Annotated in this window: 18 protein-coding genes and 1 pseudogene; 8 read left to right on the forward strand and 11 right to left on the reverse strand. The window is 41.7% G+C overall.

What is annotated here, in order from left to right; translation table 11 throughout:
- Nucleotides 1-11: 11 nt before the first annotated feature.
- Together V7K61_RS06025 and V7K61_RS06030 are read right to left on the reverse strand one after the other, a co-directional pair.
- A complete protein-coding gene (locus V7K61_RS06025; RefSeq protein WP_335051842.1) occupies nt 12-665 on the reverse strand; it encodes a sugar transferase in 654 nt (217 codons plus the stop codon).
- Nucleotides 666-1,020: 355 nt separating this feature from the next.
- Complete coding sequence (locus V7K61_RS06030; protein ID WP_335051844.1) at nt 1,021-5,124, reverse strand: hypothetical protein; 4,104 nt, start codon at nt 5,122-5,124, stop codon at nt 1,021-1,023.
- Between the two features lie 86 nt (nt 5,125-5,210).
- Between V7K61_RS06030 and V7K61_RS06035 the strand changes: the two genes are divergently transcribed.
- The 5 genes from V7K61_RS06035 (at nt 5,211) to V7K61_RS06055 (ending at nt 9,837) form a co-directional block, all read left to right on the forward strand.
- A complete protein-coding gene (locus tag V7K61_RS06035) occupies nt 5,211-5,408 on the forward strand; it encodes a hypothetical protein (RefSeq protein WP_335051846.1) in 198 nt (65 codons plus the stop codon).
- 483 nt (nt 5,409-5,891) lie between these two features.
- Nucleotides 5,892-6,593 carry a Crp/Fnr family transcriptional regulator gene (locus tag V7K61_RS06040; RefSeq protein WP_094349203.1) on the forward strand — a complete coding sequence of 234 codons (702 nt, stop codon included), beginning with the start codon at nt 5,892-5,894 and terminating at the stop codon, nt 6,591-6,593.
- A gap of 13 nt (nt 6,594-6,606) precedes the next feature.
- Complete coding sequence (locus V7K61_RS06045) at nt 6,607-7,347, forward strand: DUF2232 domain-containing protein (protein WP_335051848.1); 741 nt, start codon at nt 6,607-6,609, stop codon at nt 7,345-7,347.
- Nucleotides 7,348-7,410: 63 nt separating this feature from the next.
- Nucleotides 7,411-8,673, forward strand: a complete 1,263-nt coding sequence (locus V7K61_RS06050; RefSeq protein ID WP_335051850.1) for a nicotinate-nucleotide--dimethylbenzimidazole phosphoribosyltransferase — start codon at nt 7,411-7,413, stop codon at nt 8,671-8,673.
- A gap of 219 nt (nt 8,674-8,892) precedes the next feature.
- Nucleotides 8,893-9,837: a hypothetical protein gene (locus V7K61_RS06055; RefSeq protein ID WP_335051852.1), complete on the forward strand. Its 945-nt coding sequence runs from the start codon at nt 8,893-8,895 to the stop codon at nt 9,835-9,837.
- A gap of 659 nt (nt 9,838-10,496) precedes the next feature.
- On the opposite strand, the gene V7K61_RS06060 is transcribed toward V7K61_RS06055, so the two are convergent.
- Nucleotides 10,497-10,868, reverse strand: a complete 372-nt coding sequence (locus V7K61_RS06060) for a hypothetical protein (RefSeq protein WP_335051854.1) — start codon at nt 10,866-10,868, stop codon at nt 10,497-10,499.
- 356 nt (nt 10,869-11,224) lie between these two features.
- On the opposite strand from V7K61_RS06060, the gene V7K61_RS06065 reads away from it, so the two are divergent.
- Nucleotides 11,225-12,403 (forward strand): extracellular solute-binding protein, encoded by a 1,179-nt coding sequence (locus V7K61_RS06065; protein ID WP_335051856.1) that lies wholly within the window; start codon nt 11,225-11,227, stop codon nt 12,401-12,403.
- Between the two features lie 97 nt (nt 12,404-12,500).
- Here the strand turns inward: V7K61_RS06065 and V7K61_RS06070 are convergent, their stop codons facing one another.
- Nucleotides 12,501-13,052, reverse strand: a complete 552-nt coding sequence (locus V7K61_RS06070) for a hypothetical protein (RefSeq protein ID WP_335051858.1) — start codon at nt 13,050-13,052, stop codon at nt 12,501-12,503.
- A gap of 54 nt (nt 13,053-13,106) precedes the next feature.
- Nucleotides 13,107-13,883, reverse strand: coding sequence for a class I SAM-dependent methyltransferase (locus V7K61_RS06075; RefSeq protein ID WP_335051860.1), 777 nt, complete (start codon nt 13,881-13,883; stop codon nt 13,107-13,109).
- 311 nt (nt 13,884-14,194) lie between these two features.
- Between V7K61_RS06075 and V7K61_RS06080 the strand changes: the two genes are divergently transcribed.
- The gene (locus tag V7K61_RS06080) at nt 14,195-14,818 is read left to right on the forward strand and encodes a Uma2 family endonuclease (protein ID WP_335051862.1); all 624 of its coding nucleotides are present in this window, start codon (nt 14,195-14,197) and stop codon (nt 14,816-14,818) included.
- Here V7K61_RS06080 and V7K61_RS06085 read toward each other — a convergent pair.
- From V7K61_RS06085 to V7K61_RS06095, 3 genes are all read right to left on the reverse strand, one after another.
- Nucleotides 14,813-17,449, reverse strand: a complete 2,637-nt coding sequence (locus tag V7K61_RS06085) for a U32 family peptidase (RefSeq protein ID WP_335051865.1) — start codon at nt 17,447-17,449, stop codon at nt 14,813-14,815. The two genes, V7K61_RS06080 and V7K61_RS06085, sit on opposite strands and share 6 nt — an antisense overlap.
- Nucleotides 17,450-17,536: 87 nt before the next feature.
- The gene (locus V7K61_RS06090; protein ID WP_335051867.1) at nt 17,537-17,968 is read right to left on the reverse strand and encodes an HNH endonuclease; all 432 of its coding nucleotides are present in this window, start codon (nt 17,966-17,968) and stop codon (nt 17,537-17,539) included.
- A 5-nt stretch (nt 17,969-17,973) separates the two neighbouring features.
- On the reverse strand, nt 17,974-18,336 hold the full coding sequence (locus tag V7K61_RS06095; protein WP_334778521.1) for a hypothetical protein: 363 nt from the start codon (nt 18,334-18,336) through the stop codon (nt 17,974-17,976).
- Nucleotides 18,337-18,537: 201 nt separating this feature from the next.
- Here V7K61_RS06095 and V7K61_RS06100 point away from each other — a divergent pair, with 201 nt between their 5' ends.
- Nucleotides 18,538-19,179 carry a hypothetical protein gene (locus tag V7K61_RS06100; protein ID WP_335051869.1) on the forward strand — a complete coding sequence of 214 codons (642 nt, stop codon included), beginning with the start codon at nt 18,538-18,540 and terminating at the stop codon, nt 19,177-19,179.
- Here the strand turns inward: V7K61_RS06100 and V7K61_RS06105 are convergent.
- The 3 genes and pseudogenes from V7K61_RS06105 to V7K61_RS06115 form a co-directional block, all read right to left on the reverse strand.
- Nucleotides 19,090-19,272 (reverse strand): annotated as a pseudogene (locus V7K61_RS06105) (AbrB/MazE/SpoVT family DNA-binding domain-containing protein); the annotation flags it as partial. The gene V7K61_RS06100 and the pseudogene V7K61_RS06105 overlap by 90 nt on opposite strands.
- A gap of 22 nt (nt 19,273-19,294) precedes the next feature.
- Entirely contained in the window at nt 19,295-20,221 is a 927-nt protein-coding gene (locus V7K61_RS06110) for a nucleotidyl transferase AbiEii/AbiGii toxin family protein (protein ID WP_335051871.1), read from the reverse strand.
- Nucleotides 20,222-20,383: 162 nt separating this feature from the next.
- Nucleotides 20,384-21,787, reverse strand: a complete 1,404-nt coding sequence (locus tag V7K61_RS06115; protein ID WP_069070721.1) for a ferredoxin:protochlorophyllide reductase (ATP-dependent) subunit N — start codon at nt 21,785-21,787, stop codon at nt 20,384-20,386.
- Nucleotides 21,788-21,819: the final 32 nt, after the last annotated feature.

Here is a 21,819-nt window from a genome sequence, read left to right on the forward strand (position 1 = left end):
TAATGACAAATTCAATAAGCACCAGTCTTTTTAAATACCACCCAGATAGTTTTGATAATCAGACTCAGGTCATAAGTTACAGACCACTTGCGTTGATAATCCATATCCATTTTCACAATGGTTTCAAAGTCTGTAATGCTGGAACGCCCATTAGCTTGCCATTCTCCGGTAATGCCTGGTTTGACTCGCAATCTATCCCAGTGGTGTGGATCGTAATTACTGACTTCATCAGGAGTAGGTGGACGAGTACCAACTAGACTCATGTCCCCTAATAAAACATTCCAAAATTGAGGGAATTCATCCAAGCTAGTACGCCTCAAAAATTTACCAACAGGAGTAATGCGAGGATCGTCAACAGATTTAAAAATGTGACCTTTGGCTTGGTTCTCAACCAAATGCTTGAGTTTATCAGCATCGACTATCATGGAGCGGAATTTCCAGATGCGGAAAGTTTTGCCGTTTAAACCACAGCGAATTTGGGAATAAAATATTGGACTTGGCTCATGAATAAAAGTAGCAATTGCTACGGGAATTGCTATCATAAATGTAACAATCAGCCCGACAATGGCTCCAACAATGTCAATTAATCGTTTTCTCACGCTTAAAGTTGACGGGTGTGAAGGCTGTTGCAAACAATTAACTGAATAAAGAGAAAGATTATTCACAAGGGCTAACTTAGTTTTATAACAGGAATTTTTACATTAGTAGTGTAGACATAGACATGATTGTTGGGCGATTTTTACTACTCTTGTCGTTACTACCGAGTGTTAATATACACAAATTTTAGCCTATATAAAAACCAAAAACCAAAAATTTACAGAATCTTTCAATATCAAGTGATAGATTGTAAATCTACGGGATTTTATCCATCTATTAAAAAATATACTACTATCGTACACACCGAAAAATTACTGTCCTGAAGTATTAGTACTAATAGTACTTTGCAAAATTCCAAATGCTCATAATGTAAGCATTTGGAATTTTGAGTAGTATTCTTATTTCTAGCGCGATCTACTAGTCTCAACGATCGACCTCTAAAGCGAAATTCACCGTATATGGTTCCTCCAGTGATTGCTGATTACTAGCCTTGATTGCATCTAGATAGCGACGCAAAGATAACAATTGTTGAGAATTGGGACGATAAGTGAGACTTCCTTGTTTTTCAAAAAGTGGTGCTGTGGCGATCGCCTGATAGTCAGGATTTTCTTGCGAACTCTGGGTAAGCCAGGTTGATTCTGTGGCTGAAGGTATTAAACCGGAAGGCAGTTCACCTTCCAAAAAAGCCAGCAGCCGTTGCTGACAAATGCGAGTATTGATTCCACGACCCTCAAATAACTGGATAACTTCACCGAAAGATAACGGACGGTCTGGTAGCAATCGCAACAATTCTGTAAACAAGAAATAATCAGTGTATTGTTGCCTGGGTATATCTAAAATCTGGGGATGCAGAGGCAGCATCGCCAAACCATAAGCAACCCGACTGCAATTAGGAGCGCCGTTTTCGCCGAGATATAAATCTTGAATAATCTTAGTGCTGGGAAGTTTTTGCCGTAACCAGCGGTTCACTGTCCCAACACAAGCCACTCCACCAGTCAGGATAGCTTGATTAATGGCTTCTGTAGGAATACCACGAGCTACCAATAACTTGTTAAGTTCTCGGTTCAGGCGGCGCACAAAAGGGATAAATACCTGGCTTTCTAAGTCTCGTCGCTGCAAAACCCACCGCTGATCGGCTAATTCCAGGGTAAAAGAGTCTTGGTGTTGCAAAATCAGCTTTAGGGCTAATGCCGCATCTAATACCGCCTGTCCCAGTAGAGAACTTTCTAGACGCTGCTGGAGACGAATTCGAGCGGTGATATCTGGTTCTCCGACTCTAGGTAGTTCTAATTCTTCCAACCCTAAAGTCTGCCAACGCATTTGGTCTAAACCAGGAATTGACGGTTGCCATTGCCAAGGATTACTCGTGGAAGTTTTGCTATCGCTTGGTGTTTCTAGGCGTGATTGCCGAGATTTCGGTGGCAATAGCAGCTGGCAAATTATATCTTGTTCAATACCCTTGCCAGCATAAGCAAAACTGTGGAGCATGAAATCATTGTATGTCAATTGCTGCAAGCTTTCTGGTAGATTCACCAGCAACATTTCTGTGGCAGTTGTCCCAATGTTAATCACAAGGGTGTTGCCAACAATGGGATGTTCGCTAGTTTTTGCTGGATGAGTACCTTGAGCATCGCTTAGTTTTACTTGCTCACCATTAACAGCATCGAGTTCTGGGAGTAGACTAGCGATCGCTTCTTCAACAAAAAATACTTGCTGCGGATGTTGAATAAGTTTGCTAGTGAGTAAAGCTTCCCGCACGTTAAAGCGGTATTGTTCCGACCAGCTAGATGGACAGGTACAAATTACACCAGCAATATTATTAATAATCTGGGGAAAATCTTGTTCGCCGATCCCAACAGCGGCAGCCACTAAACTAGGGGTGGTACTTGTTTTTTCGGATTTGAGGGTTAATAGTAACTTAGAGAGCGATCGCACAACCCAAATCAAAGGCCCTGCCGAAAATTCATTTAATTGCAAAACAGGTTCCCATTTCTGTCGTTCACTCTTATATGGAATGGCTACTTGCAAGTAAGGCTTCAACTGCGCCGAGTAGAGATTATTTTTCGTCGGATCTGCTGTCGATTTTGGTGTTGTAGGAGTAGTAGCCGAGCGATCGGGCACTTTATCTTGGGCAACAGCCGCAGGTGCTGTCTGCTCATGCGCTTCGATAGTTTCGTTTTCACCGTGGGGTACAGAAGCTGTAGGTAGATAAACCTCTGTTGGTAAACGAAACGATTGCTGAAAGGAACTTGTTCCCGGTGGATTTTCTGCTGACCAGTAGATAGGATGTACAACAAAAGTCGAGCGATTTAACAATGCGGCGGAAATTCCTGTTGTACCTAAATCAATTCCTAAATACCAGACTGATTTTAGAATATTGGGCGAAACTTCTGGATTATTTATGGAGTGAGCAATTGGAGGTAAAGAACTTTCTGGAACGGGGATTGTGACTTCCTTTTTTTTTTCAGTTTCTACCTGGGGAACTGCCAAACTGGAGAAAGCAGCAGTTGATGTATCCTCTACTATTTGGGGATTTTCAAGGGGAATTGTGGGGATTGTGTCTTGAATGCTATCAAGTAGTTCCGAGAAAACACCCAAGTTGTTATCTAGCTGCGACTCAGAATTTAGCTGCCGATCGAAATTAGCCAAATCCCGATCTAATTGCTGCAACTGTTCTTCATCTAAAGAAATATCTGGTACGGCTGGAGACTGGTTTGACTCAATAGAAAGTAAATTTTCTTGGGGTGAAGCAGCAATGTAGTTATCTGAAGACAGTTCGGAGCGATCGCTGTTAATTAATACTTCCGATGTGGTGATATCTTCGCTGCGATCGGGCAGCGTGTCGTAGACAGACGCTTCGGGAACAGTATCTACCAACGCAATTTCTGCTACTTCTGGAGTCACTGGTGCTGTGGTTGTGGCATCATCCACAAAAGATAAGACTTCCAATAGTTGCAGTTCACTATCGTCATTAGGCAATAGGTCAGTTGCTGTAGTTGTGGAATTATCCACAGAAGATGAGACTTCCAGCAATTGCAGTTCACTATCGGCATTAGGTAATAAGTCAGTTAGGGTATTGATTGTATCAACGCTAGCTGGCTGAGTGCCGATTTGTGGCAAACTGTCTATTTGTGGAGTAGAGAAGCTAAGAGGTGAATCTAGGTCAGTATCTTCTTCAAAAAATAGTTCTTCCTGTGGCTCTGATGAATTTGTGGTTTCGCCTAAAGTCTCTTGGATTGAAAGACCCGTATCTGGTGTTACAACCGCAGAGTCCACAATGGGAGAGACAGGTGGAGTCTGTGCAATGTTCAACGGAGATGGAGAGGCTGTGGAAGCAGATAATTCATTTGTGGAAACATCGAGGCTGAGATTATTAACATCACCAGCATCAAACAAACTGGCGTAAAGTTGGTCTACTTCATCACCAATTGCCGCAGAAATATCTTCCGGTAATTCGGTCGGGGTTTGAGAATATTCAGATGAGTCTACGCCAAGCTGCAATAGCACTGCATCTAGATCCTCTGTGAGGGTAGTCTCCTGTTGCTCAGAATTAATTGTGAGTGGAGATGAAGTTTCTGGCTGTATAAGCTCCAAGGATTGGGGTGCAACTCCAGCAGCAATCTCGGCTGGTTCAGTCAATGATGGTAGTGTCTCAGATTCTCCTCCCAGGAAAGATGACTGCGAACTAGGGGATTCTTGTTGCAAATGCTGGGTCAAATTGTTGACAAAGCTAGCCATCAGCTGTTCGCCTTGCATCCCCTTGCTATGCATTCTTACCAGTGCTTGGGACAGGGATTCATAATAAGTATTAATGTTACGCTGTAGTGCTTCAAAGACTACATTCACCGTTCCATCTAGTGACAATAGGCGTTGATCTAACTCCCTAGCTAGCTGGGTTAAGCGCTCCACATCGTTAGAGGATTCTAATAAAGATTGAGTTGCAGAGGTTGCGTAATTAATTCCTCCTGAAGAACTGGCGGAATTTTCCCTTGTTTGTCCGAGCAGTGGTGTTAAAGTTGGCACAAGGCGACTCATGAGTACCTGTAAAAACTCGGTAATCATTTGTTCCTGGTTTGTCAACTGCTGCGCTAAGGAGTAGTTTTGCAATCGCTTTTGCTCTAGTTGGCGAATTTCTTGTATGAGAGTGGCTCGCTCTTGCAAAAGCAATTCTAATTCCGATCGCAACGGCTGAATCAATCTCGAAAATTCATTATTTAATTGCCCTGCGCCAACAGTACTCTGTTCCTGACTGGGTTCGAGCGGCGGTAGTGGATACTGGTTATAACCACGATCGATAAATTTTGTTAACAAAAGCGAAGGCGGCTCTTCAGAAGACTGATTTGGGATGCCGCTCTCTAATGCTTCTTTTTCTTGTAACCTCACCAAGAAGTTGCGAATTCGCTCTAAAACTTCTTTAGGCTCTTGCGCCTGACCAGACAGAAATCTAGACAGGCGCTTGCCACCGCTGGCAAGTAAGTTGTCAATGTCTGCGATCAGCTTTTGAATTTCATCTGTACTAAAAGTCACTTTTCTACCTTATATATAAATCTATGTCAACTCATGTGAACAATTACTTTACAATCACCGTACCCCTATGCCTGGATTTCTCACAAGTGAGAAATCCAAGGGGTGTGGGAGGTGTGGGAGGATGGGGAAGAAGTCTTACCCCCCACACTCCCCACACTCCCCACACTCCTCTTCCCCCTTTGCCTACACTATGCGTGAGAAGTCCGGGCTATGGGGATCTTGCTACGCGCAGTGTCACCATAGAGGAAATTTTGAGTGGCAAGAGCCGCTGCTTGGACTTGTGACTGTCATTATGTTATGGATTACTGGGAATCGTGGCAATCTTCAATCATCCAAGAAAACAAGGAAAAAAGTTTCTCTTTGTTCCCCCGTCCCCTTGTCTCCTTGTCCTCTTCAGACAGCCTTTGCTCGAAAAGCTTAATTTTGCAGGTCATTGGTCGCCTATTTTTTAAAATCGCTAAAATACCTGAGCAATAATTTACTCCCTTTAGTATCATTAATGTTGTTTGCCTATATTCATAACTAATCAAGTTTGCAGTACAGCTAGCCCCTAAGCAATACAACCGCAGGCTATAAACTACTTTTTGCAAAACTTTTACCCCGTTTAAACTTATAGGTAAAGATTATTTAGAAAAACTTCTTGTCGCTTTCTTGTGTAGCATAGTTTAGTTTTTTCTTTGAAAGGGAGCTGTGCAATGATAGCTTAGGCTACAAATGGCGCTCCTGTTTTTTGTGTGTACATAGCAGCTTGAATTAAAAATGTCGTAATGGAAGATCGATATAGCTTGCAAGCACAGGCTAATTCCTGGATGATCGCCTCCGCTCCCTTTTTTCAAGGGTTGCCAGAAACTGCTGTGGAATCAGCCCTTACCCATCTCGTTACCCGCACTCACCCAGCCAATCAGGTGATTTTACTGGAAAATGACTGGGGTGGTTCTGTGTATTTTATTATGGACGGATGGGTAAAAATTCGCACCTACAATCTGGAAGGAAAAGAGGTAACGCTGAATATTATTGGCAAAGGTGAATTGTTTGGTGAAATGGCGGCGCTAGATGAAGCACCTCGATCCACGGATGTGATTACCTTAGCCCCGACGGTAATTGGTAGTATGCCTGCTCAGGATTTTGTCAAATTACTTCAAATAGAACCCTTGGCGGGAGTTCGATTGGCGCAACTAATGGCACGACGTTTGCGGCAAGTAAATCGCCGATTGCGGTTGCGGGAATCTGATAGCCAGTCAAGGGTAGCAGATACGTTGTTGTTTTTGGCAGAAGGACAGGGAAAAAAAGGGCAAACTGGAACCGAAATCCCTAATTTACCTCATCGGGAATTGAGTAGTTTGAGCGGATTGGCGCGGGAAACGGTGACACGAGTATTGACAAGGCTAGAAAAAAAAGGCTTGATTAAACGGGATCAAGACACTATTTGTATTCCCGATTTGTCAGCCTTAGAAAGAATGATCGTTTAAAAACTTGTCAGATATGAGTATTTTAGATTCTCTCCCAGATGAACCGGAGGAAGATCCATCCCCTGAATCTCCAACTCCTCAGAACCATTGGCTAGATAAAGAACAGCAGTTAATGCCTCCTCAAATCAAGGCAGATGCGCCTTTGAGGATGGTGGAAACAGCATTTTTAGCCAGTACCGCTAGCTTAATTTGGTTTATTAATTTTTACTTCCCTTTAGGCCCAGTTTTGCGGATATTTTTTCCAGTGCCGATCGCTCTAGTCTATCTGCGTTGGGGTAAACGTGCGGCATGGATGGCAGCACTCACCTGTGGGTTACTGCTGACGGTATTGATGGGGCCAGCCCGCAGTTTGCTGTTTGTCATGCCCTACGGGTTCATGGGCGTTCTTTTGGGCGCTACGTGGTGTCGTCGTCGTCTTCCCTGGATTGTTTCTATTACCTTGGGTACGCTGCTGGGTACTTTGGGAGTTTTTTTTCGGCTGTGGCTGCTGTCTGTTTTGTCGGGTGAAGACCTATGGATTTATGTGATTACCCAGGTGACTGAGTTCATTGAGTGGGTATTTTTTAACTTGAGTTTGTTGGCGAGTCCCAGTGTATTTTTGATTCAAGTGGGAGCGATCGCTTTAATTATACTCAACAACTTTATCTACCTTTTTGTGGTACATCTGGCAGCATGGTTGCTTTTTGACCGTCTGGGCAACCCGATCCCCCGCCCACCACACTGGGTACAAGTTCTCATGGATTATGAAGGATAATTATTTGTCATTTGTCATTTGTCATTGGTTAAATGATGAGTCCTAACTAATAACCAATGTTCCATGCCCAATTCCCAAATTAGTATTTATACGCAAAAAGAACAGGGTGAACAATGGCTGCGAAGGTATCGTGGTTGTCTACCCGTATTTGCTTGTGTTTTAGGATTTACTGAAACTGGTTTAATTCCAGGGATTTCAGCGGCTGGTCGCACTCCAGAGGATCGGAAATATACAGCTTGTGCCGATGCTGAGTTTTTGTATTATGGCCCAGAACATAAAGCCCAATATTCCCTACCACCATTGGCCGCTGGGGCTTCACCTGTGCTGATTTCTCGCGCTGTATTTGAGTCACTAAAGATACCAGTTCATTTATTTAATGCGGGTTTACCTCAGCCCCCTGCTGTGCCAGTAATTGATTTGGGTGGCGCTCCTGCTAAGTGTTTAAGTGGAGGTGCTGCAATGGAAATTACAACAGTACACCACTTGTTTGAACAAGGGCTACTCTGGGGAGAACGCCTAGCTGCCAATATCCAACAGGGGTATCTGATTGTTGGTGAGTGCGTCGTCGGAGGTACTACAACTGCCCTGGCAATCTTAACTGGTTTAGGTATAGATGCTGCCGGAAAGGTTAACAGTAGCCACCCTGTTTGTAACCACGCGCAAAAGTGGGCACTAGTGCAAGCTGGACTGGAGAAGATGAGGGGGTGCAGGGAGCAGGGGAGGCAGGGGGAGCAGGGGGAGATAAACTTCCAATCTCAAATCCAAAATCCAAAACTTGTACTGAGCGAAGTCGTTGGCGCAGCCTCTCGTAGAGAAGTATCTCAAATCCAAAATTCTGTAGATCCCCTACAACTCGTAGCCGCCGTGGGCGATCCGATGCAAGTGGTGGTAGCCGGGATGGCGATCGCTGCTAGCCGTAGTTGTGGTGTAATGCTCGCTGGAGGGACGCAAATGCTGGCGGTTTATGCGTTGATGAGTGCGATCGCTCAAGCTTACGCTTTATCATGGCAACCAGAAGCAGTAGTTGTCGGCACAACCCGCTGGGTGGCGGAAGATCCTACTGGCGCTACAGTTGACTTAGCCCTCAACTTAGGAAAAAGCAGCTTAACTCCGAGTGGAAAAACCCCTCCTCTATTAGCAACTCATCTGAGCTTTGCTGATTCTCGTTATCCCCAACTCAGAGCTTATGAGCAGGGCTTTGTAAAAGAAGGTATGGGCGCTGGAGCCGCTTGCATAGCCGCCCATCTTAGCCAAGATTGGCAGCAACACCAACTTTTGGCAGCCATTGAAGCCCAACTTGAACGGCTAAGTACAGCATCTCATTAATTCTTAGCGAATTAAATTCGGCAAGACTCTGCGCCCACCAAAGTTATAAACGGAGGTTTCCTCCGATGCTACTTCTCTGTGCGTTTAAAAATCTTGCCCAGCATGACAGACGAATTAGAATAAACTATGAATTGGAGTTTTCCCTTTCTTGGTTTATTATCTAATTGGTAAACGCGTAATATTTTTATCTGCTAAAACGGTTCTGGAGCTACAAATAAAATGACTGTTTTATTAGTTGCCATCCTGTTGGCAATTAACTTAGGTGCTGGATGTTATTTTACTCTAGCTAATCCTCTAAAAGTCTCAGAGCAAACATCAACTAAACTTATTTTTATTATTCGACCAAAAGTATTTTTAGGTATGGGAATATTTTTTAGTCAATTGTTTGTTCTATTTTTATTTGCGTCTATTATATTTACACCTATTACACAACTTGTCTGCAATCGTTATCCAAACAATATATCTACTTCAAATATTGATTTGAGTGCGGGACAAAATACTCTAACAGTGATGTGTAAGTTAACAAAAAATAATTGGTTAGGTCGAGAACAGAGTCAAACGCTAGTTTCTGAGTTACTAGAGGCTAAATTGGAAACTCAGATTGATACTGATGGTCAGGCTAAGTATTATAAATATAACATTTTACTATTAAATGATAGAGATAGTTTTCCTTTTTCACGCGCAGGATACCCAAAATTGAACCTTGAAGAATTGCAATCAATAGTATTAAGAATTAATAATTTTTTGAAAAACCCTATAGAGAAGAATTTAGAGGTTATATTTGATGAGACTTTTACTGGTTACATTTCTGTCATGATTACTGTATTCTGTGGAATATTAGCGTTGCTAGTAGCGTCACTAGGTTTATTTATCACTTGTAACCTTGACAAGGAAACAAATACTGTAAAGCTTAGTCGTTACAGGTGGTTTGGAACGTTAGGAAAAACAGTTTTTCAATATTCTTTGAACAAAGTTACTGATGTTAAGCTTGAACGGATTAATACTAGTATAGGCGAATACTTTTTTCGGGTTATTTTAATACTAGAATCGGGTGATAATATACCATTAACGCCCAATTATACTTCAAATTATATAAATGGAGATTCTATAGTTAGAGTAACTAAAGATTTTCTGGAACTAAAACATAAAGATAGTGCTAGATAAAAGCGTGGGATTGGTAAACTCAGAAAAATATGAGTTCTGAAACAAGCTATGTCTCACATAAGCTTTTTAATAAAATTTGTACCCTCTGTAATTTAATTATTTCATTTTGATATTTATATATTTCAACAGCTTTATGACAATCTTTTTTGTTTTGCGTTTACTCTTTTCTTTGGCTGCAAATCTTTTAAGATTTTCCGACTTGAAATCTCCGTAAATTTCTGCCGTTTCATCAATTGGGATTGAGTCCCTTATTTACAATAGCGGTTGAGTAAGAGCAGGTTGCAAAAGGTCAATCTTAGCGAAAGCTGTCTGGCTTGTCATCAACCAATTTGAGAACAAAATGTCAAAAACACTAATGATAAAAATACAGATTAATTAGAAAATTTTGGTTTTGAAACTAAACAATACCCTAACGACACCAGTCTTAGGGTTGTTTTTTTGTTTCATAGTGAGGTATTAACTAAAAACCTATGGGTAGATATATCACACTATTACGTAAAGATATGTAATAGTGTGTTTAACTTTTTTATCAATTTGATGGCTGGATTACTTACTTGTATTTAAGTATATCCGCATAAAACCATCACTCGATATTGAACCTAAAGGCTTGTCTTACCTACCTCAATCTATTTTTTTATTCGTTGAACTTCAGGTTAAATTTAATGAATTCTCTCTCTAAGTAATTGTTCTTCTAAAGCAGCAATGCGATTGTACGCTGCTGTTAATTGCGCTGTCAGTCTTTGTATTTGAATTTCTGGTGTTATGTTATCTCCAGCTTGACGATGCATGTCTAGATAAATGCCATCTGTCAACACATCCTTGTGTTCCATTTCTGGATTTAAATTGTTACGTCCTTTAAACTGGTAGCCTCCATCTGCGCCATTTTGTTGGCAATTATCCTTTGCTTGTGTATTCGCTAAAGAACACTCTGAGAAAGTTTGAGTGACTTTACTATCAAGCTGCTCAATTACTTGGCACAGGTCATCCAGCTTTTGGCTTAAAGTCAGGATCTGCTGCTGTAATAGCTCCATTTAATACCTTTATCCGTACATTTTCTTTATGTTATTCAATTTACTCCCAACCTTAACGATACTTATGGATTATTTAAGTATTGATAATTTTTGCTGGAAATGTGACATTTAAATCATTACTTCCAAATACAAGTAAGGTTTCACTATAAGTACCACCAAGTAAATTTATGGATAAAAATTAATCTTTAGGTACTAATTTGACAAAAATCTCGCTAATTTGAGCTAAATATTCAAAATTATCCGTATTATCAAGAAAAAATACTGATAAATCTCCAACTCCACTTTTTCAGCTAGTCAGCCACTGATGAATCTCTGCTTAATATTAGGTATAATCAAAAATCTCAAATCCAAAATCAATGGATCGACGGTCTTTTTTACTAGGTACAAGCACACTGGCACTTTCACAACTGCTTTTTGGCTGTGGTGGAAACAAGCAGACACAACTAAAAGTACAGTTATTAAAAGGTTCTATACCTGGTCAGGTGGTGAATCAGTTTCACAAAAGTTTGCAGCAACCGGCGCAGTTAAAGTTTGCTCCAGTTGAGCGTATACAGGATTTATTTCAGCAATTACAAAGTTGGCAGCAGAAGCCAAAGACCACTGATGAGCAGGGATGGCGACGTTTTATACCGTTTAGGCAAGGTCAAAAAGCCGCTGACATAGACCTAGTGACATTGGGAGATTACTGGCTACAAGCAGCTATTGAGCAGAAATTGATTCAACCACTCCAAGAAGTGCAGGGAAACCAATTAAAGCAGTGGTCTACTTTAGATGAAAGGTGGAAACAACTGGTAACGCGCAACGACCAGGGTATTTTGGATACTCAAGGGAAGGTGTGGGGTGCGCCTTACAGGTGGGGTAGTACGGTAATTGTTTATAACCGTGACAAGTTCCAAAAATTGGGATGGACACCCAAAGATTGGAGTGATTTGTGGCGAGATGGAATGCAGCAGCGTATTTCCCTACTCAATCAACCACGAGAAGTTATTGGTTTGGTCTTAAAAAAGCTAGGAAAATCTTATAATACAGACAATCTTGACCAAGTACCAGACTTGGAAAAGGAATTACAGATTTTAAACCAACAGGTGAAATTCTACAGTTCCAATAACTATTTGGAACCTCTAATTATGGAAGACACTTGGCTAGCGGTTGGTTGGTCAAGCGATGTATTGCCTGTTCTGGGACGTTACCCGCAACTTGCCGCAGTTATCCCCCAGTCAGGAACAGCAATCTGGGCGGACTTATGGGTACGTCCCGCAGGGATTACTAAGAATAATTTATCAGATCAATGGATTGATTTTTGTTGGCAACCAAGCACAGCTAAACAAATTTCGGTGCTGACTAAAACTAATTCGCCAATTTCTACAAATATTGCCGCTTCCGATATCCAAGAACCATTATGGAGTTTGTTAGAGAGCGATGTCTACGACGGGCTACGCCTACGCAATGTTTTCGATAAAAGCGAATTTTTACTTCCCTTACCCCCATCAGCAATAAAACAATACGAGTCTTTATTCGCCAAAATTAAGGTTTAATTGGGAATTGGGCAGAAGAGGCAGAGGTGCGGAGGGGCAGAGGAGCAGAGGGGAAAAATGCAACTTCTTCTCCTCTGCTCCCCTGTATCCCCAGTGACTATAAAGAACGCTGTAACCCTATCTTGTTTTTAATAGTGGTTTGGATACTGCATAAAGCTGGACTTGTATTAAAGTTGCAAGTATAGGTTGCCAAGGGTTCTTTTTGATAATTAAATACCCGGACGTTGTAACCAAAGTTCCGTGCAGCGCTACCCAAGCGATTTACAAAGTCGTAGCGCTCTACATACTCTAGTAAGCTCCAAATTTGCTGATTTACGATCAAGTCTACTCGTGCAGGTTCTTTGCCAGAAGTTGGATATGCTATCCAATTATCCAATAGCTTTTTCTCAGAGTTTTGTTGTGCCCACCATAAACTAGGAACGGTTAATCGTTCTGGATGAATGGTGTTAGCTGTGATTACATAGTCTTTTGGCTTGGTTAATAAGTCTAGTTCTAAAGGCGCACTAGAAGGTGACGGTATTAGGGGTGTTTGTGCTAGTGAGGGTGGAACTAGTAAAGTGGTAAGGCTAATGGTTAGTAGTAATAAAAATGATGTCTGGCGATCGCTGCGCCAAAGCCAAAGGCGATCGCACAATTTGGGTATATACATAACTGATACTAATTCATAATTTGTGATGAAGGTATAAGTTAAAATTCGCACAAATTAAAGTTTAACGGCAACGATGCGAATTCTTCGATAATCTGCTGTCCAAGTTCCTTGTTGATATAGTGTTGGCTTCAGATATTCCTCAATGACGGGAATTATTTCTATTTGTTGCTCAGGTGAAAGTCCGGCGAAGAAAGAGCCGGCGAACATTTTAATCCAGTTTGCGATGCCAGCTTCTCCCTCTGCTAAGGGAGTGGGACGAGGAAAGAGGATAGCATAAATGGCATCAAAGCCTTGTTGTTCTAGTAGACTGGTGTACTCACCAATGCTAGGGTAATACCAAGGATTCTCTACTTGTGTTTGGGGGATACCAATGGACTCTAAAGCGCTGTATAAAGCTGTGGCGATCGCCTTTACATTCCCTTTACCTCCAAATTCTGTAACAAAACGCCCTCCAGGTTTTAGGGATTGATGGATGGATGCGATCGCGCTATCTGCTTCTTTCACCCAATGCAATACTGCGTTGGAAAATACAGCATCCAATGGCTTATCTACTTGAAAGTTCCTAGCATCAGCAACATCAAAGCGGATATTGGGATAGTTTTGTCTTGCCTTCTCAATCATCTCAGATGCATAATCAACTCCCATTACTTCAGCCCCAGCTTGGGCAATTTTTTCTGTGAGTTGTCCAGTACCACAGCCAAGATCCAAAATGGATTCTCCTGGCTGAGGGTTGAGTAATTTCAGTAAGTCTTCGCCATATTGCCAGACAAAGGCGTGTTTATCTTCGTAAAGGGAAGTATCCCAATTATTGCTTGTTGAAATATTATTCATAAATAAGTATGGTCGTTTTTTACTTTCTCTAATAAAACCTTTTTATTGTAGTGGTTAGATTCTCAAATTTTTAATAAGTTGAAAATTGATATATAGCAATCTTAAATCATTCGTGAATGAGAAGAACCCCGACTTCTTTGAATAGATACAAAATTTTGTAAAATCCTCCAAGTTCATCCTTTTGGGATTATCTGGCGAGGTTTTCTATCAACTTAGCTTCCTAACTTATTAAATAAGTCGGGAATCTGAGGGACGAATGAGTAATACCAAGTAATTTGCTAAACTCTGAATCATCATCAGGAGTAAGTGTAATGTTTCAAGCCTTACCAAAAACGATCGCTTTTGAAGAATTCCTCAATTGGAAGCCAGATGGCGGATGTTATGAACTACACGACGGGGTAATTGTTGAAATGCAGCCAGTAGGAGATCATGAAGAGATTAATGGTTTTTTAGCGGGTGAGGTAACTTTAGAGTTCAAACGATTAAAACTCCCATACCTCATACCCAAGCAAGCATTAGTCAAGGTTCCTGACAAAGAATCAGGTTATTCACCTGATGTAATTGTGATAAATCAAAAGAATCTTTCAGCAGAACCGATGTGGAAAAAGTCTTCAACGGTTACTCAAGCTGCGTCGGTTCCCTTAGTTATTGAAGTCGTCAGCACTAATTGGAAAGATGATTATGCACATAAGCTGGTTGACTACGAAACTTTTGGCGTTCCTGAATACTGGATTGTTGACTATTTAGCTTTGGGCGGCAGAAGGTATATAGGTAATCCCAAACAACCGACTATTTCCGTTTACTATTTGGTGGATGGTGAGTATCAAGTTAACCTGTTTCGGGGTAGCGATCGCATCATATCCCCTACATTCCCAGAATTAAACTTGACCGCCGAACAGATTTTTCAAGCTGGGCGTTCAGAAAATCAATTATGAACGCAGTGCTGACACTCCCATAGGCCCACGAGTCACACCCAGCTGATTTTGCAACTTCAACTCACGCCAGAGTTGGGAACCTGTAATCTCACCTTGCAATAATTGACTATAACAATGTATTGTTTTACTCACTTGCTCTGGTGTTTCATTCACAAACTCGATGCGAAAGTGACGTAATCCCAGTTCTATAAGACGCTGTACGTACTCGGCTCCCGTTTGAGCAGTGCCGTTAAATACAGTATTGCGGCAACCTATATCTGCTTTAATAACGTGTTCGCTGCCTACACGGTCTTTTAATTTAACTTCATGCTTATCACAAGGTCGTCCACAGTTGGTGTAATCTGTACCCGTCGAGAGAAAGGCACAAAAAACACAATGCTCCATGTGAAACATCGGTATATGCTGATGGATTGTCACCTCAAACCACTGGGGTGGACAACTGGTGAGCAGGTCTTGTAGTTGGGTAATATTCAGGTCATAGGATGCCGTCAGCCTTTCTAAACCAAAGTTTTGCTGAAAGTAGTCTGCTGTTAAGGGATTAGCAACGTTGAGCGAAAAATCTCCGATACAACGATCTGCTGCAAAAAATTGCAATTGGTCATAGTTCCGTATCAGATAGCCATCTGCTTCTGAGGCACAGACTTGCTGCAAAATCCAATTTTCTCCCGGTTTAGTAATTCGGGGTGGTGCAACCCAAATTGTGGGAAGTTGGGAGTTAGGAGTTAAAAGTGAAGAATTCTCTGCTTTGTTTCTTTGCTGTTGTTGGCGCACCAGTTGTACGGCTTCTCGATAGGCGCGGGGGTCTTCAAATTCACAATACAGTGTTTCAATACCAGCTTTGAGGGCGGCTTGCAGTTGCTTGAGATTTCGTACTAGGACGATGAGTGAAGGAGATGTAGCTTTAGCTTCCCGCAGGGTGGGAGATGAAGGGAGTAAGTTTTGGAAAGAGACATCAGAATGTAATTGCCAGCGTTTGGGTTGACTTCGCAATTCTTCCAACTGTGCTACGATTTCCCGCCGCATCCGGTTTAACTCACTGACGGGTAGCATAATAGCACCGCTGAGGTGGTTGGTTAGTGTTCCCAAACAGAAAGGGGTGTTACCGAGACGACCGAATTGTTCTTGTAAACGTTCTGTATCTAAGGGTTTGGTGTGCGCCTCCACCAGGGAAATTGCAGACTCTACTTGGATAATATTACCGAGTTTATCGCGGGCGATCGCAATCAACGCCTGACCAACTTCTCCATAAATCTCCAAGTCAATCGGACGCTGAAATTGGGGATTCTCGCCAGCAAAACTCTGACGCACTTGCTTATCGAGTTCTGGATCGCTGGTTTTCCAAATGCGATCGCCTATATGCACTCGGCGCAGGTTCAAGTCATTTCTACCAAAGGTCAGCACACTTTCCTTTCCTTTGGAAACCACCCCATAAACTCGGCCGCCTTCTTCCTTCGCCTCTGGATGACCGCAGTCAAATACAATTCCATCCCCTGGCTTGACAGGCGCTTCCAATTTGACTGTTACCTCTTCGTTGTGAATGCGGCTGACTTCACCTAAATAAACCCCACGTTTTTTACCAAAGCGGGCGTGAACTAATTCCTGATTATTAATCCCGCCAAACCAGCCTGTGTAAAGTCCGCGAGAAAATGCCATTTCTAGGTTGTAGTGTTCTTGGTCTGCTTGACCTCTCCCCCAACCCCTCTCCGAAACGGAAAGGGGAGCTTTTATTCCCCCTTCCCTCGTAGGGAAGGGGGTTAGGGGGTTAGGTCTTTCCAATTCCGTCATCACCCCATCCAAAGCTTGCCGATAAACACGGGTGACATTAGCAACATACTCTGGAGCTTTCAGGCGACCTTCAATCTTGAGACAAGTTACTCCTGATTTCACCAAATCAGGCAGAACATCTAACCCTGCTAAGTCTTGAGGACTGAGTAAATATTTGCGCTCTTTTAAATTTATAACTTCCCCATCAGCGATTAAATCGTAGGGCATCCGGCAAGCTTGGGCACATTCACCTCGGTTAGCAGAACGTCCACCTAAAGCCTCACTAGTCAAACACTGACCGGAATACGCTACGCACAAAGCACCGTGAACAAAAACTTCCAAGGGCAGCGACGTTTCTTGTAGGGCAATCTGCTGCTGTATTTTATTGATTTCTTTGAGAGAACATTCACGCGCCAGCACCACCAATTGACAGCCAAGAGATTTGGCAAATTCCACTCCAGCCGCACTGGTGATGGTCATTTGCGTGGAAGCATGGATGGGAAAATCGGTTGAAAGTTGACGGATGAGACGGCATATACCAATATCTTGAACGATCGCTGCATCCACACCAGCTGCAATAATTGTGCGGAGATATTGCTGTGCTTCTGCTAGTTCTTTGGGAAATATTAGTGTGTTGACTGTGACATAACCCTTTACACCCCGACGGTGTAGGAATGCCATTAATTGGGGTAAGTCCGCCTCAGTAAAATTTTGTGCCCGCATTCTGGCGTTAAACCGATCCAAACCGAAGTAAATCGCATCTGCCCCATTTTCCACAGCAGCTTTAGCACATTCCCAATTACCTGCTGGCGCGAGTAGTTCAGGACGTTGAAGGGAAGGTTGGGAAGGGGAGATATCGCTTTTCATTGGATTTAGGGAGGGTTAACTAGCACCATAGTGATTTTATCTAAGTTGGTGGGGGATGGTGCGATCGCTCTTTCATCTGCGGTTCATTCAATCCTCTGGAGGATGCCAACCCGCAAGTACCCAATAACTGCGAACTTCCAGTGCATCTGCATCATCACTTAAATGTAGAACTGCAACAGTTGCTCTCCCAGTCGGCGTTTTGCCAACAATACGTAGACCATCTTCACTCCAGCTAAAATGCTCAAACCAGACTTGAGTACGAGGGTTAAATAGCCTTACCGTTTCGCTCGTCTCTGGATCAACTCCTGTAGTTTTATCACTTTTATAGCGATTACACAGGGGACAAGCTAGCCACAAGTTTGATTCATCATTGCTACCATTTTTAGATATGGGAATAATATGTTCGATTTCCAAACGTGCCATTACTAAACGCTGAGGACTTAAACAATAGCCACAGCGATTTCGAGCATCGGTGCGGACACGACGTTCTATTTCTACAGAAATGTAAAAGCGTGCCATTGCTGTTAATTGAGGGCTGGTTTCAAGCCGCGTTCAACAGCAACTTTTAAGGCTCTTGCTTTACTTACTAAGCCACGTCGATAGACCTGCATGAGTTCATCTAGTTGACGAACTTCTGCATCATTAAGCTGTCCCTCTCGGTGACGCGCTTGCAAGTCACTGAAAACCTCTTGCTGCTGAGTTTCCATCTGCATATCGCACATAGCCAAAACCTGATCATCCGGTAATGATTCCATAGGTAGTTCGGTAATGGCGCGGTCAATCCATTCTAGTAATACATCTTCAAGTCGCCGATGTGTGAAAGCAGCGATTTCCTTTGCTTTTTGTGCCAGTGTTTCAGGGAGTTGAAGGGTGACAATTTCAGCCATTTTCTACCTGCTTGCCTTTTACTTATGATTGTATCTGCGATCGCTCTGCATCTTCATGGTTAAAAAAATAGCGATCGCTATTAGGCAGAATAGAACTCAAATTGGGAATACTGAGTAAAGCATTGATATTGGCTGCATAGAGGTAAATAAGTTTATCGCCGGATGCTGTGCTACTGAGTATTTAGCAGCTAGGAGTAAATTATGGAAAATGTTACAGCAACATTTGTAATTCCAAACTGGATTATTGAGGGGTTGAAAAATCAAGCTTACGAACGTGTTGGTGGTGTAATTCGAGAAGTAGGGAGCAAGAAAGTCGTTAGTTGGTTACGTGAAGTATCACCGAGTTTGATACAAAGCTCAACAATACTTCTTCAATTTGGTTCAGCCGCCAGCATTCTTAATCTTGGCGTTTCAGTAATAGGATTTGCTATCGTAATTCAACGCCTAGAAGAGATTGAACAGCGCCTCAAAATTTTAGAGAAAGATGTCAATCAACTGAACCGTAAATTTGATCTTTCTGTCTATACAAATTTTCGTGCATCTCTTGATTTAGCAGATAATGCCTTTACAATGACCAAAAGGGAAAATCGTATCAATATGGCAACATCAGCCATTAACCGATTTTTAGAAGTTCAATATACTTATACTGGTTATTTTGAAATAGCATTAGAAGAAGATATTCAAGCTGCTGATGAATATCTCTCATTATTATTCTTAACTTATGTAGTTAAAAATCTAACAATTATATTTGTATCAACTACAATCATGCCACGATTTTTCTACACTTTGGCGAATTGCATTGTCCATATCCTCAAGAGCTTTAGGTTTTCCCTGATATTTTAAACAACCTGCTACATCATCTAATTTAGTTTCTGGAAAAAGTTTCTTAGGCTTTAAAAGAATTCCATCACCAATATCAATAATAATAAATTCTCGCTCGTTTGCTGATGATTGGATTTTAAATTCCTTTAATTCCTAGATTCTCAAAGTCAACCAGAAGCAAATTTATTCCATCCATTATTATGGGAAATTTTTCTTCGGGTATGTTTAATTCCTGAAAACATTTATCTCTATATTTTTCTTTTTCAGTAAAATTTGTGATGGCTTTAACTAATGGCTTTTTTACTTCGTAGCTTTCTTCAGCTTTAGCGATCGCACGTGCGGGAATTTCGTGATTTACACGCAATATTGCTAAGTCAATCAAATCTCTAGATTGTGTACTTGAATCGTTCCATCGGTCAGCATTAGCCATTAGTTTTGATGTAAATCTATCGCTTATACTCAGACAAGGTATTTTTGTCCATTTCGGATAAACAGGAGAGTCTAAAGTAAAAATCCCATTGGCTACAATTTCTACTTTAATAGTTGTTTCATTGACTACAATAGGAAAACGAATACCATATTGATTTATTGTACTGTCACCTAATTCGATATCTGTTGTACTTTGAAATAATGCTACAATTCCTTCATCGCAAATCAAATTTCTTAAATATCTGTAATTTTCAGTTCCATAAGGGAAGAGGAAATCAATATCTTTACTAAGCCTGTATTCATCATATTCTAATGCTAAGAGTGTACCACCGCCAAAGTATGCAGAAGCTTTTTTGAAAACTTCTGGATTGAAAGCATTAAGAATTTTAAGTATATTATTATGATGATCAAGATGAAACATTTCAAAATCCGGTAATATCCAGGAGTTATATTTTTTTGCTAAATAATGAACAAAATCCTTTTCTTCTTGTTTTAAATTTCTGAAGGTAGTTTGATGATGCCAATTGCGTTGATACAATTGAACAATTTCTTTCTCACTCATTTGATATACATTTTTTAGCTGCCAACCAATAGACTCTAGAAATGGTAGCTTTTGTGGATTGAGCTTAAGCATAATTAACTCTAATGGTTAAATTTTCTCTAAGTTATGATTTAGCGATATCCACCTGATTATAACTATTTTTAGGCGCTCTTACTTTGCGCCTTTGTGAGACAAAAAAGGCGAACTTTTTGGGTTCGCCTTAATTATATGCTGTTGCTCAATCCAAACCCAAATCTAAATCTTCGCTTCTTCTCTCACCAACTTATCCCAACCCAAATCTTTCAAATTATTATTCCGACGCAACGGACGAGTCACCAACTCTAACATGTCACGCGCATTCGTAAAGCCGTGAATTTGAGCAAAAGTGAACTCCACAGACCACTTAGTATTAATACCGCGTGCTTCCAATGGGTTAGCGTGAGCCATACCAGTAATTACCAAGTCTGGTTTCAACTCATAAATTCGTTGAAGTTGATTGTAATTATCCGGCTTCTCTACAATCCTTGGCAGGGGTGAATTCATTTCCTGGCAAGTTTTCTCTAACAATGCCAACTCAGCAGCTTGATAACGCTTATCCATGTAAGGAATGCCGATTTCGTGAACAGTCATCCCACAACGGATTAAGAATCTTGCTTGGGAAACTTCCAGCAAGTTATCACCCATGAAGAATACAGATTTACCGCGAATCAGTTTGACGTAATCTTCCAAACCTGCCCAAATTTGTGCTTCCCGTTCATCCAAACCCTTGGGAGTAATACCGAACACCGAGCAGATTTTCTCAATCCAAGCGCGAGTACCATCGGGGCCAATGGGGAAGGGTGCGCCAATGAGTTTACACTTGCGGCGGCGCATTAAGGTGGTAGCTGTGCGGCTGAGGAAGGGGTTGACACCAGCGACATAATACCCTTCTTCCAGTACTGGCAGTTCTGTGAAGCGCTTCGCGGGTAGCCAGCCGGAAACTTTGATACCTTGTTTCTTCAGTTCCAAGGTTAACTGAGTAACTACGGGGTCGGGAAGGGAGCCAAAGAGAACCAGTGGTGGATGATCTACGTACTCAGATTCATCTTGGGCGACATCTTCTTTCTTTTTACCGAAGTTTAGCAATTTAGCGATCGCATTACGTTCACTTTTCTCTGTTTCCGCCACAGGAGACTTATCAGGACAACGGTTAGCCATTGCTGCTAATACGGTGTCTTCCCCTTGGGTGAAGGCGTAATCTAGACCATTTGCCCGCGCTACAACGATGGGAATCCCAATTTCGGATTCTAGTTTTGGTGCTAAACCTTCTAAATCTGTTTTGATAATTTCGGTAGTGCAAGTGCCAATCCAGACAATTACACTGGGATTGCGATCGCGTTTAATTTGTAAGCACAACCGCTTTAACTCTTCATAATCACTCAGTTGTGCGGAAATATCGCCCTCTTCCAACTCTGCCATTGCATAGCGGGGTTCAGCAAAAATCATCACCCCCATCGCGTTTTGCAGGAAGTAGCCACAAGTTTTTGTCCCAATCACCAAAAAGAAGCTATCTTCAATTTTTTGGTATAACCACGCCACGCAGCTAATTGGGCAAAAGGTATGGTAATTTCCAGTTTCACATTCAAAGCTTAAAGCTTCTGGTTGTTGAGCGACAGTCATTTTGGTTTTTTCTCCCCTTGATATTTAATGGC

The organism is Nostoc sp., from assembly GCF_036918015.1.
GTDB lineage: Bacteria > Cyanobacteriota > Cyanobacteriia > Cyanobacteriales > Nostocaceae > Nostoc.

Bases quoted from the DNA above. Each gene is read 5' to 3' on its own strand.
- V7K61_RS06040 (WP_094349203.1), top strand. From the start codon at position 5,892: ATGGAAGATCGATATAGCTTGCAAGCACAGGCTAATTCCTGGATGATC.
- V7K61_RS06045 (WP_335051848.1), top strand. From the start codon at position 6,607: ATGAGTATTTTAGATTCTCTCCCAGATGAACCGGAGGAAGATCCATCC.
- V7K61_RS06050 (WP_335051850.1), top strand. From the start codon at position 7,411: ATGCCCAATTCCCAAATTAGTATTTATACGCAAAAAGAACAGGGTGAA.
- V7K61_RS06055 (WP_335051852.1), top strand. From the start codon at position 8,893: ATGACTGTTTTATTAGTTGCCATCCTGTTGGCAATTAACTTAGGTGCT.
- V7K61_RS06060 (WP_335051854.1), bottom strand. From the start codon at position 10,868: ATGGAGCTATTACAGCAGCAGATCCTGACTTTAAGCCAAAAGCTGGAT.
- V7K61_RS06065 (WP_335051856.1), top strand. From the start codon at position 11,225: ATGGATCGACGGTCTTTTTTACTAGGTACAAGCACACTGGCACTTTCA.
- V7K61_RS06070 (WP_335051858.1), bottom strand. From the start codon at position 13,052: ATGTATATACCCAAATTGTGCGATCGCCTTTGGCTTTGGCGCAGCGAT.
- V7K61_RS06075 (WP_335051860.1), bottom strand. From the start codon at position 13,883: ATGAATAATATTTCAACAAGCAATAATTGGGATACTTCCCTTTACGAA.
- V7K61_RS06080 (WP_335051862.1), top strand. From the start codon at position 14,195: ATGTTTCAAGCCTTACCAAAAACGATCGCTTTTGAAGAATTCCTCAAT.
- V7K61_RS06085 (WP_335051865.1), bottom strand. From the start codon at position 17,449: ATGAAAAGCGATATCTCCCCTTCCCAACCTTCCCTTCAACGTCCTGAA.
- V7K61_RS06090 (WP_335051867.1), bottom strand. From the start codon at position 17,968: ATGGCACGCTTTTACATTTCTGTAGAAATAGAACGTCGTGTCCGCACC.
- V7K61_RS06095 (WP_334778521.1), bottom strand. From the start codon at position 18,336: ATGGCTGAAATTGTCACCCTTCAACTCCCTGAAACACTGGCACAAAAA.
- V7K61_RS06100 (WP_335051869.1), top strand. From the start codon at position 18,538: ATGGAAAATGTTACAGCAACATTTGTAATTCCAAACTGGATTATTGAG.
- V7K61_RS06110 (WP_335051871.1), bottom strand. From the start codon at position 20,221: ATGCTTAAGCTCAATCCACAAAAGCTACCATTTCTAGAGTCTATTGGT.
- V7K61_RS06115 (WP_069070721.1), bottom strand. From the start codon at position 21,787: ATGACTGTCGCTCAACAACCAGAAGCTTTAAGCTTTGAATGTGAAACT.